Origin of the sequence: Paracoccus tegillarcae, from assembly GCF_002847305.1 — a bacterium.
In the GTDB taxonomy this organism is placed as follows: domain Bacteria; phylum Pseudomonadota; class Alphaproteobacteria; order Rhodobacterales; family Rhodobacteraceae; genus Paracoccus; species Paracoccus tegillarcae.
The window spans coordinates 3,048,337-3,063,812 of record NZ_CP025408.1 but is presented as its reverse complement, the minus strand read 5'-3'; the positions used below and the strand labels follow the sequence as shown (position 1 = coordinate 3,063,812).

General features: G+C 63.3%; 17 protein-coding genes. 8 read left to right on the top strand and 9 right to left on the bottom strand.

The window, feature by feature from the left end; genetic code table 11:
- Positions 1-142 precede the first annotated feature (142 nt).
- A complete protein-coding gene (locus tag CUV01_RS14895) occupies positions 143-1,465 on the bottom strand; it encodes an aspartate aminotransferase family protein (protein ID WP_101461163.1) in 1,323 nt (440 codons plus the stop codon).
- Positions 1,466-1,506: 41 nt separating this feature from the next.
- Between CUV01_RS14895 and CUV01_RS14890 the strand changes: the two genes are divergently transcribed.
- Positions 1,507-2,049: a carboxymuconolactone decarboxylase family protein gene (locus CUV01_RS14890; RefSeq protein ID WP_101461162.1), complete on the top strand. Its 543-nt coding sequence runs from the start codon at positions 1,507-1,509 to the stop codon at positions 2,047-2,049.
- A gap of 5 nt (positions 2,050-2,054) precedes the next feature.
- Here the strand turns inward: CUV01_RS14890 and CUV01_RS14885 are convergent, their stop codons facing one another.
- From CUV01_RS14885 to CUV01_RS14870, 4 genes are read right to left on the bottom strand one after another with little or no spacing between them, the layout of a single operon-like run.
- A complete protein-coding gene (locus CUV01_RS14885) occupies positions 2,055-2,711 on the bottom strand; it encodes an alpha/beta hydrolase (protein ID WP_101461161.1) in 657 nt (218 codons plus the stop codon).
- Between the two features lie 15 nt (positions 2,712-2,726).
- Entirely contained in the window at positions 2,727-3,350 is a 624-nt protein-coding gene (locus CUV01_RS14880) for a DNA-3-methyladenine glycosylase family protein (RefSeq protein WP_101461160.1), read from the bottom strand.
- On the bottom strand, positions 3,347-3,652 hold the full coding sequence (locus CUV01_RS14875) for a hypothetical protein (RefSeq protein ID WP_101461159.1): 306 nt from the start codon (positions 3,650-3,652) through the stop codon (positions 3,347-3,349). Before CUV01_RS14875 ends, CUV01_RS14880 begins: the two co-directional genes overlap by 4 nt.
- Positions 3,645-4,268, bottom strand: a complete 624-nt coding sequence (locus CUV01_RS14870) for a GntR family transcriptional regulator (protein ID WP_101461158.1) — start codon at positions 4,266-4,268, stop codon at positions 3,645-3,647. The genes CUV01_RS14875 and CUV01_RS14870 overlap by 8 nt, the downstream gene beginning before the upstream one ends.
- Positions 4,269-4,334: 66 nt before the next feature.
- On the opposite strand from CUV01_RS14870, the gene CUV01_RS14865 reads away from it, so the two are divergent.
- Complete coding sequence (locus tag CUV01_RS14865) at positions 4,335-4,997, top strand: pyrimidine 5'-nucleotidase (RefSeq protein ID WP_101461157.1); 663 nt, start codon at positions 4,335-4,337, stop codon at positions 4,995-4,997.
- Complete coding sequence (locus CUV01_RS14860) at positions 4,994-6,193, top strand: UbiH/UbiF family hydroxylase (protein ID WP_101461156.1); 1,200 nt, start codon at positions 4,994-4,996, stop codon at positions 6,191-6,193. Before CUV01_RS14865 ends, CUV01_RS14860 begins: the two co-directional genes overlap by 4 nt.
- Positions 6,194-6,332: 139 nt before the next feature.
- Here CUV01_RS14860 and CUV01_RS14855 read toward each other — a convergent pair whose 3' ends face one another.
- Positions 6,333-6,908 carry a lytic transglycosylase domain-containing protein gene (locus tag CUV01_RS14855; RefSeq protein WP_232962761.1) on the bottom strand — a complete coding sequence of 192 codons (576 nt, stop codon included), beginning with the start codon at positions 6,906-6,908 and terminating at the stop codon, positions 6,333-6,335.
- A gap of 274 nt (positions 6,909-7,182) precedes the next feature.
- Here CUV01_RS14855 and ssb point away from each other — a divergent pair, with 274 nt between their 5' ends.
- Both ssb and CUV01_RS14840 read left to right on the top strand, forming a co-directional pair.
- On the top strand, positions 7,183-7,698 hold the full coding sequence (ssb, locus tag CUV01_RS14850) for a single-stranded DNA-binding protein (RefSeq protein ID WP_101461154.1): 516 nt from the start codon (positions 7,183-7,185) through the stop codon (positions 7,696-7,698).
- Positions 7,699-7,994: 296 nt separating this feature from the next.
- Positions 7,995-9,047 (top strand): Glu/Leu/Phe/Val family dehydrogenase, encoded by a 1,053-nt coding sequence (locus CUV01_RS14840; protein WP_101461152.1) that lies wholly within the window; start codon positions 7,995-7,997, stop codon positions 9,045-9,047.
- Between the two features lie 42 nt (positions 9,048-9,089).
- Here CUV01_RS14840 and CUV01_RS14835 read toward each other — a convergent pair whose 3' ends face one another.
- On the bottom strand, positions 9,090-10,685 hold the full coding sequence (locus CUV01_RS14835; protein ID WP_101461151.1) for a peptide chain release factor 3: 1,596 nt from the start codon (positions 10,683-10,685) through the stop codon (positions 9,090-9,092).
- Between the two features lie 98 nt (positions 10,686-10,783).
- Entirely contained in the window at positions 10,784-11,536 is a 753-nt protein-coding gene (locus CUV01_RS14830; protein ID WP_198731830.1) for an NAD kinase, read from the bottom strand.
- Between the two features lie 134 nt (positions 11,537-11,670).
- Here CUV01_RS14830 and CUV01_RS14825 point away from each other — a divergent pair, with 134 nt between their 5' ends.
- The 3 genes from CUV01_RS14825 (at position 11,671) to CUV01_RS14815 (ending at position 15,172) form a co-directional block, all read left to right on the top strand.
- Positions 11,671-12,843, top strand: coding sequence for a chloride channel protein (locus CUV01_RS14825; RefSeq protein WP_157994875.1), 1,173 nt, complete (start codon positions 11,671-11,673; stop codon positions 12,841-12,843).
- 107 nt (positions 12,844-12,950) lie between these two features.
- Positions 12,951-14,240 (top strand): serine hydroxymethyltransferase, encoded by a 1,290-nt coding sequence (gene glyA, locus CUV01_RS14820; RefSeq protein WP_101461149.1) that lies wholly within the window; start codon positions 12,951-12,953, stop codon positions 14,238-14,240.
- The gene (locus tag CUV01_RS14815) at positions 14,237-15,172 is read left to right on the top strand and encodes a DUF817 domain-containing protein (protein WP_338418317.1); all 936 of its coding nucleotides are present in this window, start codon (positions 14,237-14,239) and stop codon (positions 15,170-15,172) included. The genes glyA and CUV01_RS14815 overlap by 4 nt, the downstream gene beginning before the upstream one ends.
- Here the strand turns inward: CUV01_RS14815 and CUV01_RS14810 are convergent.
- Complete coding sequence (locus tag CUV01_RS14810) at positions 15,063-15,461, bottom strand: hypothetical protein (RefSeq protein WP_101461148.1); 399 nt, start codon at positions 15,459-15,461, stop codon at positions 15,063-15,065. The two genes, CUV01_RS14815 and CUV01_RS14810, sit on opposite strands and share 110 nt — an antisense overlap.
- Positions 15,462-15,476: the final 15 nt, after the last annotated feature.

Here is a 15,476-nt window from a genome sequence, read left to right as displayed (position 1 = left end):
TGCGGGTTACTACACACGGTAGCGCAAGCACCGCGATTGGCAATCCGTAAGAATACCTATCTCGTTTATGCCGTCATATCAGTCAATTATCTGAGACCTGTCAGGTAAATTCCGATTCGAAATTGCGTGAGCCACCGGCGTTTTAGCCAAGAACCGTCTCTATCGCGCCCGCCAGCCGGTCGATCAGAATATCGGTTTCCTCATCCGAGATGATAAAGGGCGGCGCCAGCAGGATATGGTCGCCCCTGCGCCCGTCGATGGTGCCGGCCATCGGGTAGCAGATCAAACCATTGGCAAAGGCCGCCTTTTTCAGCTTGCCCGCAACGCCCCGCGCCGGATCGAACGGGGCCTTGGTCGCGCGATCCTCGACCAGTTCTATCCCCCGGAACAGCCCGCGACCGCGGATATCACCGACATGCGGATGCTGACCGAAACGTGCCTCCAGTTTTTGCTGCAGCGCCTCGCCCTTGGCCTGCACCTGCGCCAGAAGACCGCGATCCAGGATCGCGCTCACGACCGCCAGACCGGCGGCCGTGGCGACCGGATGGCCGATATAGGTATGCCCATGCTGAAAGAAGCCGCTGCCACCTGCAATCGTGTCATAGATCCCGGCCGAGCAGAGCATCGCACCGATTGGTTGATAACCTGCCCCCAATCCCTTGGCGATACAAAGAATATCCGGGTCGACGTGGTCCTGTTCGCAGGCAAACAGCGTGCCGGTCCGGCCCATGCCGCACATCACCTCGTCGAGGATCAGCAGAATGTCGAACTCGTCGCAGATTTCGCGGATACGCCGGAAGTATCCCGGAGCAGGCGGCAGCGCGCCCGCGGTCGCCCCCACTACAGGTTCGGCCATAAAGGCCATCACCGTCTCGGGGCCAACGCGCAGAATTTCGTCGCGCAGCGCATCGGCGGCGCGGAGACCGTATTCCTCGGGTGTCTCGTCGTCCTGCCGGTCGCGATAGTCATAACAGGGCGCGATATGGCTGACATCCAGCAGCAACGGCCCGAATTGCTGCCGCCGCCATTCATTGCCGCCCGCAGACAGCGCACCGATGGTATTGCCGTGATAGCTTTGCCGCCGCGCGATCAGCCGCGACCGCTGCGGTTGACCTTTCTCGACCCAAAACTGCCGCGCCAGCTTGATCGCGGCCTCGGTCGCCTCGGACCCGCCGCTAACGAAATAGACCCGATCCAGATCACCCGGCGCATGGGCGATCAGCAGATCGGCCAGCGCCTCGGCGGGCTCGGATGTCAGAAAGCCGGTATGGGCGAAGGCCAGTTTGTCCAGTTGATCCTTGATCGCCTGCGTCACCTCTGCATCGCCATGCCCCAGACAGGACACAGCCGCCCCGCCCGACCCGTCCAGATAGCGTTTGCCATCCGCATCTATCAGCCAGACCCCTTCGCCGCCCACGGCAGTTGGCAGCTGACTATGGCAATGGCGGGGAAAGACATGGGACATGATGATATCAACATTTCGATTCGCACCATGAGGATGCGCAGATGCCGGATCAGTTCCAACCCCTAAGCGACAACGACTGGCCCGAAAGCGCGGCGCAACTGAAGGGCGGGTTTGCCACCGGGCTGAATGTTTATCGAACCATGGCGCATCATCCGGCACTGCTGCAAGCCTGGGCTCCGCTGCGCCAGCATGTGGTTCTGGACCGCGCGCTGAGCGATCAGCAAAGCGAGGTCGTGATCCTGCGCACGGGTCACAACCTGCGCGCGCCTTATGAATGGGCGCATCACATCGTCCGCGCGCGCAAGACCGGCATGTCGGATTGCCGCATCGAGGCCCTGTCAGGCCCGCTGGACGGGGTCCGCGACGAAGATCGCATCCTCGCCCGCGCGGTGGACGAGTTGACGCAGGATGCACGCCTGCTGCCCTCGACCCGCGCCGATTTGATCGCGGCGGTGGGGGCCAAGGGGATGTTCGACGTGATGGCGACGGTGGGGTTCTATTCAGTGCTGGGATACATCGTGAACAGTTGCGAAACGCCGGTGGACAGCGATGTTGCCGCGGCCCTGGCCGACGATCCGCTCTGACGTGGCTATTTCCCCAGAACCTGCGTGATAAAGCCAAGCGCGGCCGACAGCCCGTCCGGCGCGATCCCGTGACCGGTGCCCTTCATCACATGGGCGTAGACCTCGAAATCGGCAGCGACCAGAACCTCGCCTGCAACCCCCATATCGTCAAAGGGCACCATTTCGTCCTGATCGCCATGCATCAACAGCACGGGCGGTTTGACCTGTAACTCGGCCTCCAGCAGTTCCGGTTCCAGCAGGCGGCCCGAACAGGCGACGATCCCCGCCACAGCCTGATCGCGACGCGGCAGTACATGCAGCGCCATCATCGTGCCCTGCGAAAAGCCGAAAACGACCATCCGGTCAGCGGTCAGGCCTTCATCGCCAAGCACCTTGTCGAAAAAGGCGTTAAGATCGTCAATAGACTGTCCCATCGACGCCTTTGCCTGCGCTTCGGTCGAGCCGTCCAGCCACGGGATCGGAAACCACTGGTAGCCCGCCGGATTGTTCACGCAAGGCTCGGGCGCGTTCGGGGCATAGAACGCCGTGCCGGGCAAATGCGGCGACAAGGGATCGGCCAGACCCAGCAAATCCGCGCCGTCTGCGCCATAGCCATGCAGAAAAACGACGACGGCATCGGCTTTTTCCGGCCCGCGGCGCTGTGATTTCAATTCCCGAACCATTGTCCCTCCGGCTGTCTAACGAACGCCCTCGCGCCCCTTTGCCAGCCGGTAATAGGCCCACAGCCCACGCGCCGCAACCGCACGCCAGGGGCGCCATGGCTCGGCCAACTGGCGCAAGGCAGCCGGGCTGGGACGTTCGGGCAGATCATACATGACATGCGCGGCCTCTTGCAGCGCCAGATCGCCTGCGGCAATGACATCGGCGCGGCCAAGCGCGAATTTCAGATAGATCTCTGCCGTCCACTCGCCGATGCCCGGCAAGGCAACCAGCGCGGCAATTGCCTGAGCATCGGGCATGGCGCGCAATCCGTCCCAATCCACCCCGGCCTGCGCAATGGCGCGCAGATAACGGATCTTGGGGCGCGATAACCCGCAGGCGCGCAGGGTTTCATCATCAGCAGCGGCAATCCTTGCGGCATCATTCAGACCGGCTGCGACCATACGCGCCGATATCGCCGCTGCGGCCTGCGTCGATATTTGCTGCGACACGATGGCATCCATGATCGCGCTGAACCCGTCCGCCCGCCGCTGCAGCGGCAAAGGCCCCAGTTCGGGCAATACACGCGCCCAGACCGGGCAGACGCGCGCCAGATGCGCCGCACCCTCGGCCAGATCCTCGTCCGACGTGATCAGCCTCACCGCGAAAAGCGCCCGGCGCGCCCACCGCGTCGTCGTGGTGGATTATCCGCCGGGTTGCGGGCACCCTCGACCAGCATCTGCACCATCGGATGCGCCGCGCCCCCCGACGCCCGGGCGAGGGGCGCATAATGATCCAGCAGTACGCGGGCCGCCTGTGAGGGTTCCAGAGTAGCGGGCAGCGACAGGGCCCAATCGACAAAGATCGACCGGCATTCCTCGGCCGTGATCCCGTCGATGCGAAAGCTTTCGCGGATCAGATGCTTGGGATCAGCCTCGTCGAGGCCAGGGACAGGTTCAGACATCGGCGGCGGCGTCCTGTTTCAGGCGCGTTTCCCAAGCCATCGAGATATGGTGGCGCAGCGCCTTGTCGGCGCGTTGCGCATCGCCGGCGCCAATGGCATCGACGATGTCCTGATGTTCGTCCAGCGCCACCGCACCTCGGCCCTCGGCTGCCAGCGAGGTGCGCGCCATCAGCGCCATGCTGCGATGCACCAGATCGAGTTGCTGCACCAGATAACGGTTGTGCGAGGCCAGATGGATCTGGTGGTGAAACCGCCGGTTGGTGCGGGCAAGCAGGCGCGGCTCGTTCAGGTGTTTGCGATCATCCGCGACCATCTGGGCCATCACCCGAACCTCTTCGGGTGTGGCATGGCGCGCGGCCAGCCTCGCGGCCAGCGCCTCCAACTCGGCGCGCACGATATACAGCTCGGCCAGTTGGGTGTGATCCAGCGTCGCGACGATCAGGCTGCGCCCGTCGCGTGACAGCATGGCCTGCGTTTCCAACCGCTGCAGCGCCTCGCGGATCGGCGTGCGCGAAACGCCAAAGCGCTCGGCCAGCTCTGATTCGACCAGCCGGTCACCAGGTTGATAGACCCCGGCATCAATGGCCGAGAGGATCATCGAGTAAGCATCCTTCATGCCTGCGAAAATCGGCCGCACCGGACGTAATTGCAAGCGCTGATCGCGCGGGCTATGCCATGTGTCATGAGTTTTGCAGATGTCGACACCTGGATCTTTGATCTGGACAACACGCTTTATGACCCTTCGGTCGCGCTGTTTGCGCAGATCGAGCAGCGGATGACGGATTACGTCACCCGCCAATTGGGCGTCTCAAAGGAACAGGCGGCACGGCTGCGCGATGATTACTGGCGCAACCACGGCACCACCCTGGCCGGGCTGATGTCCGAACACGGCATTCAACCCGGCCCCTATCTGGCCGATGTGCATGACATCGACTTTTCCGCGCTGCAGCCCGACCCCGCACTGGCCGAGGCAATCCGCGCCCTGCCCGGCCGCAAGATCGTGCACACGAATGCCGACCGCGCCTATGCGATCCGCGTGCTGGACCGGCGCGGCCTGATGCTGTTCGACGCGATCTGGGGTGTCGAAGAGGTGGATTTCCACCCCAAACCCGACCCGCGCGCCTATGCGACCGTGATCGAGGCCGAGGCCTTCGACCCGGCGCGTGCTGCCTTTTTCGAGGATGATCCCCGCAATCTGCAGGTGCCGCATGATCTGGGAATGCGCACCGTGCTGGTCGGCAATGGCCGGCATGGGCCTGACGAACTGGCCCATGACCACCAGCATGGTGCCCATGTCCAGCATCGCACCGACGATCTGACGGCATTTCTGCGGGGGTTGGGATGAGTGCGGCAGATCAGCAGGTCGATATCCTGATATCGGGCGGCGGGCCTGCTGGCCTGATCGCGGCTGCGGCCTTTGGTCTGCAGGGATACCAAGTGCTATGCGTTGATCCGACGCCGCCGGTGACAACCGAGACAGATGCCGGCGCCGATCTGCGCAGCACCGCCTTTTTGACCCCTTCGGTCGAGTTTCTGGACCGGATCGGTCTGTGGCCATTGCTGGCACCCCATGCGACGCCGCTGCGGGTGATGCGCATCGTCGATGCGGGCGGGGCCGAACCACGCGCGCGACTGATCCGCGATTTCGATGCCAGCGATCTGCGCGACGACCAGCCCTTTGGCTGGAACTTGCCCAACTGGCTGATCCGGCGCGAGGTTATGGCGCTGCTGGATGATCTGGCGGGCGTGCGGCTGTTGACCGGCACCGGCACCGCCGGCCTGATCGCGCGTGACGATGCGGCCTTTGTGACGCTTGGCGACGGCACGCGGGTTCGCGCCCGGCTGGTGGTCGCCGCCGATGGGCGCAATAGCCCGGTGCGGCAGGCACTGGGCATCGGGGTGCGGCGTTTTCGCTATGGCCAGAAGGCGCTGGCCTTTGCGGTGACCCATGAATTGCCGCACAACAATGTCTCGACCGAGGTGCATCGCAGCGGCGGCCCCTTCACGCTGGTCCCGCTGCCCGACCGGGACGGGTTGCCCTGTTCGGCCATCGTCTGGATGGATCGCGGCCCGGAAATCGCCCGGCTCGCCGCCCTGCCCGACGCGGATTTCGCCCAAGCGCTGAACCAGCGCTCGGCCGGAATGCTGGGCTGGCTGACCCCGGTCACGCGCCTGAGCGTCTGGCCGATCATCAGTCAGATCGCGGACCGTTTCGATGCCCCACGGGTCGCGCTGGTGGCAGAGGCCGCGCATGTCGTGCCGCCCATCGGTGCGCAGGGGCTGAACATGAGCCTGGCCGATCTGGCCGCGCTGGTTGACCTGTCGGCGGATGATCCGGGCAATCGTCAGGCGCTGGCGGCCTATAACCGCGCGCGCCGACCCGAGGCGATGACGCGGCTGATGGGCATCGACACGCTGAACCGCGCCAGCATGGCCGGCAGCAGACCCCTTCAGGACATGCGCGCTGCAGGGCTGGGCCTTTTGCATGGGATCGCGCCCCTGCGCCGCCTGCTGATGCGTGGCGGCATGGGCGGCCGTTGACGCCGGCCCGCATTGGCGTTTGTCACGCCGCTGAATGCCTGCGGGTCACAGCAAACCCATCCGTTCCGAGGCCGCACGGCGCGCATGAAAAAAGGCGCCAGTCGAGCGACGGCGCCTTTCGGATCGGGTTTGCAGCCGCTCAGCTGCCCGCGATGATCCGCACGTAATTGCGCGTCTCGCGGTAAGGCGGGATGCCGCGATACTTGGCCACAGCGCCCGGGCCTGCGTTGTAGGCCGCCAGCGCCAGACGCCAATCGCCGAACTGGTTGTACATCATCCGCAGGTAACGCGCCCCGCCCTCGAGGTTCTGCACCGGATCACGCGGGTTGACACCCAGATTGGCCGCGGTTCCGGGCATCAACTGCGCCAGACCCATGGCGCCCTTGTGCGAACGGGCCGAAGGATTCCAGCCGCTTTCCTGTTGCACCAGCCTCAGGAACAGGTTTTCGGGGATGCCGTATTTGCGGGCCGCAGCCTGCGCATGGGGCATGTATGTCGTCTTTTTGCCGCGATAGGCAGGGATGTTCGGCGACAATTCAATCGTGACGACCGATTTGTTGTTCGCGCCGGGCTGCAGCCGGGCCGATTGCTGATACTGGCCGGCAAGTCGCGAATCCATCAGCCTTGTCTGGCGCGCGAATTGTTCAGCCCGCGATTTCGACGATGACCCTGACAGCCTCAGCCCCTCGGCATGGACAGGCCCGGCCACCGGCATGGCGACCGCTGCGCCAAGCACAGCCAGCGCGATAAAGCGCCCAGTTTTGGAAATTGTCATTCGTCACCGCCCTCAGATTTTTACCGAACTATACATCACCATGGCTGATCGGGCCAGCAAGTCGCATTTCGGTCCTGTACCCCCGCCCCATATAGGCGGAAACTTGCCTACCTCGAACGACCTTCGACAGCTATCCCGCCTCGTCTATTACTGCTTGCCGCTTGCTGCCAGCACGGGTTAGACCAACACGACACGCAAGAACTTCGAGGCAAATATGGCAGGCAGCGTCAACAAGGTCATCCTGATCGGCAATCTGGGTCAGGACCCCGAGGTCCGGACCTTTCAGAATGGCGGCAAGGTGGTAAACCTGCGCATCGCCACATCCGAACAATGGAAAGACCGCAACAGCGGCGAGCGTCAGGAACGCACCCAATGGCATTCGGTGGCGATCTTTTCCGAACCGCTTGGCCGCGTTGCCGAACAATATCTAAAGAAGGGCAGCAAGGTCTATATCGAGGGCCAGCTGGAAACCCGCAAATGGCAGGACCAAGCGGGCAACGATCGGTACTCGACCGAGGTCGTGCTGCGCCCTTTCCGCAGCGAACTGACAATGCTGGACGGCCGCGGTGAAGGCGGCGGCGGTTCGGGCGGCGGCGGTGGACGCGGCAGCAGCGGTGGCGGCTATGGCGATCAGGGCGGCGGATATGGCGACGGCCCGTCCTCTGGCGGCGGTAGCAGCAGTGGCGGCGGCGGTGGCCGGTCAGATTACGATGACGAAATCCCGTTCTGACTTCAGCACACCTTTCCGGACAGACCACGCCGCAAGCCATCCGCTTGCGGCGTTTCCATTTGCACCGCAGCGGCAATCGCCAAAGCAAAGCGAATCGGACCGGCCGCAAGCCAACCGGAAACCCGCAGCCGCCCTTCCCGAAAATTGCGCGGAGGCCTGACATATTGGCCAAAAAATACCGGCAAAATGAAGGCTTCTTTGCAAAGGATGCTAGGCTTGCAATGCCCCTCCAATGCCGCATTTCTGCACCCATTCTGCGCCCTGTCATGGCGCGCCCTCAGGGAGGAGACACCGGGATGAGCCTGAAACTGACCGAACTCGAACAGCCCGATTTTGAACGACTGGTGCTGGCCGAAGACAGCGATGCCGGGCTGCGCGCCCTGATCTGCGTCCATTCGACGGCCCTTGGCCCGGCCGCTGGCGGTTGCCGCATGTGGGACTATGCCAGCGACGACGAAGCCGTGGCAGACGTGACCCGGCTGGCGCGCGGCATGACCTACAAGAACGCCATGGCCGACCTGGGTCTGGGCGGCGGCAAATCGGTCATCATCGGCGACGCGCGCCGTGACAAGACACCCGATCTGATGCGTGCCTTTGGTCGTGCGGTCGAGTCGTTGCAAGGCAGCTATTACACCGCCGAGGATGTCGGCATCTCGACCGAGGACATGGCCTTTGCCGCCGAAGAGACGCGCTATGCCGTCGGACTGGCAGGCGGTGATCATGGTTCGGGCGATCCCTCGCCTTGGACTGCCGAAGGGGTGTTTCGCTGTCTCAAAGTTGGCGCAGCACATGTCTTTGGCAGCGACGATCTGACCGGACGCAAGGTTCTGGTACAGGGTCTGGGCCATGTCGGCATGTCGCTGGCCGAAAAGCTGAAAGATGCCGGTGCCCATCTGATCGTGACCGACATCAACGATGCCGCCCTCGAGGATGCATCGACCCGGCTCGGCGCCGAGGTGATCGCCCCCGATCAGGTCTTTCAGCAAGAGATGGATATCTTTGCCCCCTGTGCCCTTGGCGGCGCGCTGAACGCCGGTACGGTGCCGCAACTGACCGCGCGACTGGTCTGCGGCGCGGCGAACAACCAGCTTTCCACGCCCGAGATGGCACGCGTCCTGCAAGATCGCGGCATCACCTATCTGCCCGATTATGTGGTGAATGCCGGCGGCATCATCAGCGCGGCCGGCGAGATCCATCGCCGCGGCGAAAACTACCGCCGCGCGCGGCTGGACGGAATCGCGGGCCGTGTTCAAGAGATGCTGCAACGCGCCGATGCCGAGGGCCGCACCACGAACGAGATCGCGAATGCGATGGTCGATCAGATGCTGGACAAGGCAAACGCCGCCTGAGGACAAACGGGCAGTCGCGCGGAAATCCGCGCGGCCGCTGCGTCAGACCATCATTTCCTTGGTCGAGGACAGTTTCAGATCGGGATGATCGCGTTGCACCCGGTCGATATCCCACTGCAACCGCGTCAGGAAAACCGGGTCTCCGTCATGATCGGTCGCCATGTGCTGCTTGTTGGCATTGGCGAAACCGTCAAGCTTGGCGGTCGGGCCGGTCACCCAACGGGCGCTGGTGAACTGGCTGGCCTCGAACCGCACGGGGATGCCGTATTCCATCTCGATCCGGCTGGCCAGCACCTCGAACTGCAGGGCGCCGACGACGCCGACGATAAAGCCAGACCCGATCATCGGCTTGAAAACCTTGGCGGCACCCTCTTCGGCGAATTGCATCAGCGCCTTTTCCAGATGCTTGGCCTTCATCGGATCGCCCGCGCGAACCGATTGCAGCAGTTCCGGCGCAAAGGACGGAATACCGGTAAAGCGCAGCCCCTCGCCTTCGGTCAGCGCGTCACCGATGCGCAACTGGCCGTGGTTCGGGATGCCGATGATATCGCCGGCCCATGCCTCATCCGCCAGTTCGCGGTCGGCGGCGAGAAACAGCACGGGGTTGCTGATCGCCATCGGCTTTTTGCTGCGCACATGCGTCAGCTTCATGCCGCGTTCGAAATGACCCGATGCCAGACGCACGAAGGCCACACGGTCGCGGTGCTTGGGGTCCATATTCGCCTGCACCTTGAAGACAAAGCCGGTGACGGCCTTTTCCTCGGGCGCGATTTCACGCTCTGCCGATAATTGCGGCTGCGGTTCGGGGCCGTATTGACGGATTCCGTCCATCAACTCGCGCACGCCGAAACTGTTGATGGCGCTGCCGAACCAGATCGGCGTCAGATGCCCTTCGAGGAATGATTTGCGATCAAAGGCCGGCAGCAATTCGCGTGCCATCTCGACCTCTTCGCGCAGCTTTTCCAGCAGGTCTGCGGGGATATGATCGGCCAGCTTGGGATCATTGAGCCCGGTGATCTTGACCGTTTCTGCAACCTTGTTGCGGTCGGCCCGGTCCATGATTTCCAGCCGGTCATGCAGCAGATCATAGGCGCCGATGAATTCGCGGCCAACGCCGATGGGCCAGCTTGCCGGTGCCACGTCGATGGCCAGATTTTCCTGTATCTCGTCTATGATCTCGAATGTATCGCGGCTTTCGCGGTCCATCTTGTTACAGAAGGTCAGGATCGGCAGATCGCGCAGACGGCAGACCTCGAACAGCTTGCGTGTCTGCGATTCGACGCCTTTTGCCCCGTCGATCACCATGATCGCGGCATCCACTGCGGTCAGTGTGCGATAGGTGTCTTCGGAAAAGTCGCTGTGGCCCGGTGTATCGACTAGATTGAAGCGATGCCCGTCATATTCGAACGACATGGCCGATGCGCTGACCGAAATGCCGCGATCCTGTTCCATCTTCATGAAATCCGAGCGCGTGCGCCGCGCCTCACCCTTGGCACGGACCTGACCGGCCATCTGGATTGCCCCGCCGAACAGCAGGAATTTTTCGGTCAGTGTCGTCTTGCCGGCATCGGGATGCGAGATGATCGCAAAGGTCCGGCGGCGGGCGATTTCGGGCGGGAGGTCGGCGCGGTTTTCCATAGGCGCGGATGTAGTCTGTGTTGAGAGGCTGCGCAATGCGGCCCGATCAACGGTCGGTCGTTGAGACCGCGGCGGCGCCGAGAGCCCCAAAGGAGAAGTCAGACGAACTGTTCGCGGGTCAGCCGCTCTTCCAGCCCGTGGCCGGGATCGAACAGGATGTGATGCTCGATCGCAGGTTCGGACCGGATCTCGACCCATTGCACCGACTCGACACCGCGCGAATCCGCATCCGCCATGACCGGGCGCTTGTCCGGTTCCAGCACGTCAAAGCGGACCGTCGCGGATTTTGGCAGGATCGCACCACGCCAGCGGCGCGGACGAAAGGCCGCGATAGCGGTCAGGGCCAGAACATCGGACCCCATCGGCAGGATGGGACCATGGGCGGAATAATTGTAGGCGGTCGATCCCGCTGGCGTGCACAGCAAGGCCCCGTCACAGACCAGTTCTTCCATCCTGATGCGACCATTGACGGTGATCTGCAGCTTGGCCGCCTGCGGGCCGGCGCGCAGCAGGGCGACCTCGTTGATGGCCAGCGCGCGCTGTTCGCGCCCGTCTGCCGAACCCGCCAGCATCGCCAGCGGGTTGGTCACCGTGGGCTCGGCCCGGGCGATGCGATCAGGCAGGTCGTTTTCGGAAAAGTCGTTCATCATGAAGCCGATGGTGCCGCGGTTCATGCCGTAGACCGGCAGGCCCGTGTTGCGATGCAAGGTGGCCAGCATCAGACCATCGCCGCCAAGCGCCACAATTACCTGGGCCTGATCAAGCGACACCTGACCATAACGCTCTGTCAGCCGCGCCAGCGAGTCCTGCGCCACCGGCGTCTCGCTTGCCACGAACATGATATTGCGCATCGCTTTCACCGCCCTCGAAATCCCCGCTCAGCTTTTCTGCTGCAGGGCAGGATGGCAAGCCCCGATAAGGGGTTATGTTCGCCGGCACGATTCTTTGCCATAATCAGGAAAAAGACTGCAAAGCGAGGGATGTGATGACGCGCCCAATTCTGACCTCCGTTCTGCTGGGGCTCGCGGCTGGCATGGTGACGGCAATCGTCCTGACCTTGATGCACGCGTTTGAGCAATTGATCTGGTTCGGTGAACCGGGTGCATTGCGGATCGCGCTGACCATTCTGGCGGGCGGCGCCTTGATCGCCGTGCTGCGCTTTCGCATTCCCGACGACGATTTCGACACCCAGCTTGACCAAAGCCGTGAAGGCGCGCGCGCGCCACCCAGCAAGGCGGCATCCATGGCGGCATTGGGGATCGTCTCGGTCGGCTTCGGCGGCGCGATCGGCCCCGAGGCAGGCATTCTTGCAGTGGTGGCCGAGCTGTCGGCGCTGATTTCAATGCGGATTGCGCAGGACGTAAAAGAGGCGCAGCTGATCGGCCAGATCGGTGCCGCAGGGGCGCTTGGCGGGTTGTATGGCTCACCCCCCGGTGCGGCCAGCTATACCAATGACGGCCCCGATGCGCCCTGGCCGCTGCTAGTTCTGGCAGCATTGGCCGGGCTGGCCGGGATCATGCTGGCCGGCATGGTTCTGCCCGATGGGCCCGGTATGCGCATTCCGCTGCCGGCGACCACGCTGCCCTTTTCCCCGCTGCAAATGCTGCACGCGCTTGCGGCAGGGCTGGCAGGCGCACTGGCGGGTGCCGTTTATGTCGGTGGACTGCACTGGTTTTCGCACGGGCTACGCGCCATCTCGCGCGATGTCCGGTTGCAGGTGATCGTGGGCACGGCGGTTTTTGCGCTGTTGGCTGCGACTTTCCCGGTGCTGCGTTTCAACGGCCAGCACGAATTGGCGCATCTGTCAGAGCATGGCACTGCCCTTGGGGCCGGCTATCTTGTCCTGCTGGCGCTGCTGAAGGTCCTGGCACTGGCGCTGTGCCTGTCATCGAAATGGCTGGGCGGGCCGATCATGCCGCTGGCCATGGGCGGGGCTGCCGCGGGGGCTGCATTGGCCGCGATGATCCCCGGCATGGATCTGGGCCTCGCCGCCGCCGCCGGGGTGGCTGCCTGCTGCACGGTCGGCATGAACAAGCCGCTGGTCGTGTTGCTGGTGCTGATCTTCATGGTCACCAATCTCGCCCCGCTGCCCCTGGTGATCGGCATCATGATGGGCTGGCTGGTTTCGCAGTTTCTGCCCTCCGAACGCCTGCACTGACGCGCGATACCGCTTCCTGCCCGTTTCAGGTCGGATTCGCTGTTTATACACCCGCGGCACTCGGCTAAAGAGACGGCGACAGCAGCAGTCGATCCGGGAGACAGCAGATGAACAACCAGACACATGATTTCTTTACCGAAGCGCTGGCCGACAGCGATCCCGCGATCGCCAAGGCCATTGGTCAGGAACTGGGCCGACAGCGCGACGAAATCGAACTGATCGCATCGGAAAACATCGTCAGCCGCGCCGTGCTGCAAGCGCAAGGCAGCGTTCTGACGAACAAATATGCCGAAGGTTATCCGGGCAAGCGCTATTACGGCGGCTGCCAATATGTCGATATCGTGGAAAACCTGGCCATCGACCGGGCCAAAGAACTGTTCAACTGCGAATTCGCCAACGTTCAACCGAACAGCGGCAGCCAGATGAACCAGGCGGTCTTTCTGGCGCTGCTGAAGCCCGGCGACACCTTCATGGGGCTGGACCTGAACTCTGGCGGTCACCTGACCCACGGCTCGCCCGTGAACATGTCGGGCAAGTGGTTCAACGTGGTCAGCTACGGCGTGCGCAAGCAGGATCAACTGCTGGATATGGAGGCGATTGCCGAATCCGCCCGCCAGAACAAGCCCAAGCTGATCGTGGCTGGCGGCACCGCCTATAGCCGCGTCTGGGATTGGGCGGCCTTCCGCAAGATCGCGGACGAGGTCGGCGCCTATCTGATGGTCGACATGGCTCATATCGCTGGTCTGGTCGCAGGCGGGCAGCACCCCTCGCCCCTGCCCCATGCCGACGTCGTCACCACCACCACGCATAAATCACTGCGCGGTCCGCGCGGCGGCATGGTGCTGACCAACAACCCCGACATTGCCAAGAAGATCAACTCGGCCGTGTTCCCCGGCCTGCAGGGCGGCCCGCTGATGCATGTCATCGCCGCCAAAGCCGTGGCGTTCAAAGAGGCGCTGGACCCCAGCTTCAAGGATTACGCAGCCCAGGTCGTCAAGAACGCGCAGGCAATGGCGGATGAATTGATGAAGGGCGGCATCGACATCGTCTCGGGCGGCACCGACAACCACCTGATGCTGGCCGATCTGCGCCCCAAAAGCGTGACCGGCAAGGCAACCGAGGCCGCCTTGGGCCGCGCACATATCACCTGCAACAAGAACGGCGTGCCGTTTGATCCTGAAAAGCCGTTCGTGACCTCGGGCATCCGCCTTGGCACACCGGCAGGCACCACGCGCGGTTTCAAGGAAGACGAGTTCCGCCAGATCGCGCGCTGGATCACCGAAGTTGTCGACGGGCTTGCCGCCAATGGCGAAGACGGCAATGCCGCGGTCGAGGACAAGGTGAAGGCCGAGGTGGCCGAACTTTGCGCCCGCTTCCATCTTTATGAGGGCATGTGACGGCGCCTGATCTGCGGGTCAACACGACCCGCAGCCTTGAACGCAGGCTTGGCGATTGGGCACGCGCCCGTTTGCCCGGCCCTCTTGTCGATCTGGCGATGTTCACGCTGAAAATGGGCTGGGCCGCGCTGTTTGGCGGGCTGCTGCTGATCGCCATTCTGGTCAGCAAGTCCATCTGGCAGCCGGGTTGGCCCGTTGAACGCTATGATGCGCTCTTTCTCTTTGCGATCTCGGTGCAGGCGCTGTTTCTGATCTTTCGGCTGGAAAGCTGGGCCGAGGCGCGGGTGATCCTGCTGTTTCACCTGACCGGCACCGCGATGGAGCTGTTCAAGACCTGGGCCGGATCATGGTCCTATCCCGAAGCCGCGCTGTTCCGGATCGAGGGCGTGCCGCTGTTTTCGGGATTCATGTATGCCAGCGTCGGGTCGTTCATGGCCCGCGCGATGCGCATCTTTGACATGCGCTTTCGGCCCTATCCGCCGTTCTGGCTGACGGTCGGGCTGGCGGTGGCAATCTATGTGAACTTCTTCGCGCATCATTTCCTGCCCGACATCCGCTGGCTGCTGTTTGCCGCGACCATCGCCATCTATGGACGTACATGGGTCTGGTTCAGGCTGACCAGCTATTACCGGATGCCGTTGGTTCTGGCGGCAGGCCTGTCCAGCCTGTTCCTGTGGATCGCCGAGAATATCGGAACGCGTTCGGGCACATGGCTATATGCCGGGCAGCATGAGGCGCAGATGGTCAGCTTTGCCAAGATGGGGTCGTGGTATCTGCTGCTTTATGTCAGCTTTGTCACCGTGACACTGGCCGCGCCAGCGGTCATAAATGACCGCGCCGCACCATCACCCAGATCACCACAGCCGCCAGAACCAGCAGACCAAGCGCGACCGAAGCCGCGAAATTCACCGTTCGGTTCTTCCACCGACTGACGCTGCCAAGTGGTCGCAGATGAGCCAACAGCGCCGCATGAGCGCGCGATGCAGACCGCTTGTCCATCTGCAGCGCAGCACGCGGTTGGGCCACCATCTGATCGGCCTTGGCCAACTGTCGCGCCTGCCCCCGCAGCCTGCGCGGCAGCGCCCCGCCGCGTCGACGGATCATATCAGTCAGCGACGGAAACTCGCCCCGGCGCGCGCCGCCAAAGCGATCGACCATCAGACGCGCGACCTCATCGGCCATCTCGCGGATATCATCGGGTGTTTCGGCAATCCTGCTCATGAGCGGGACCATAAA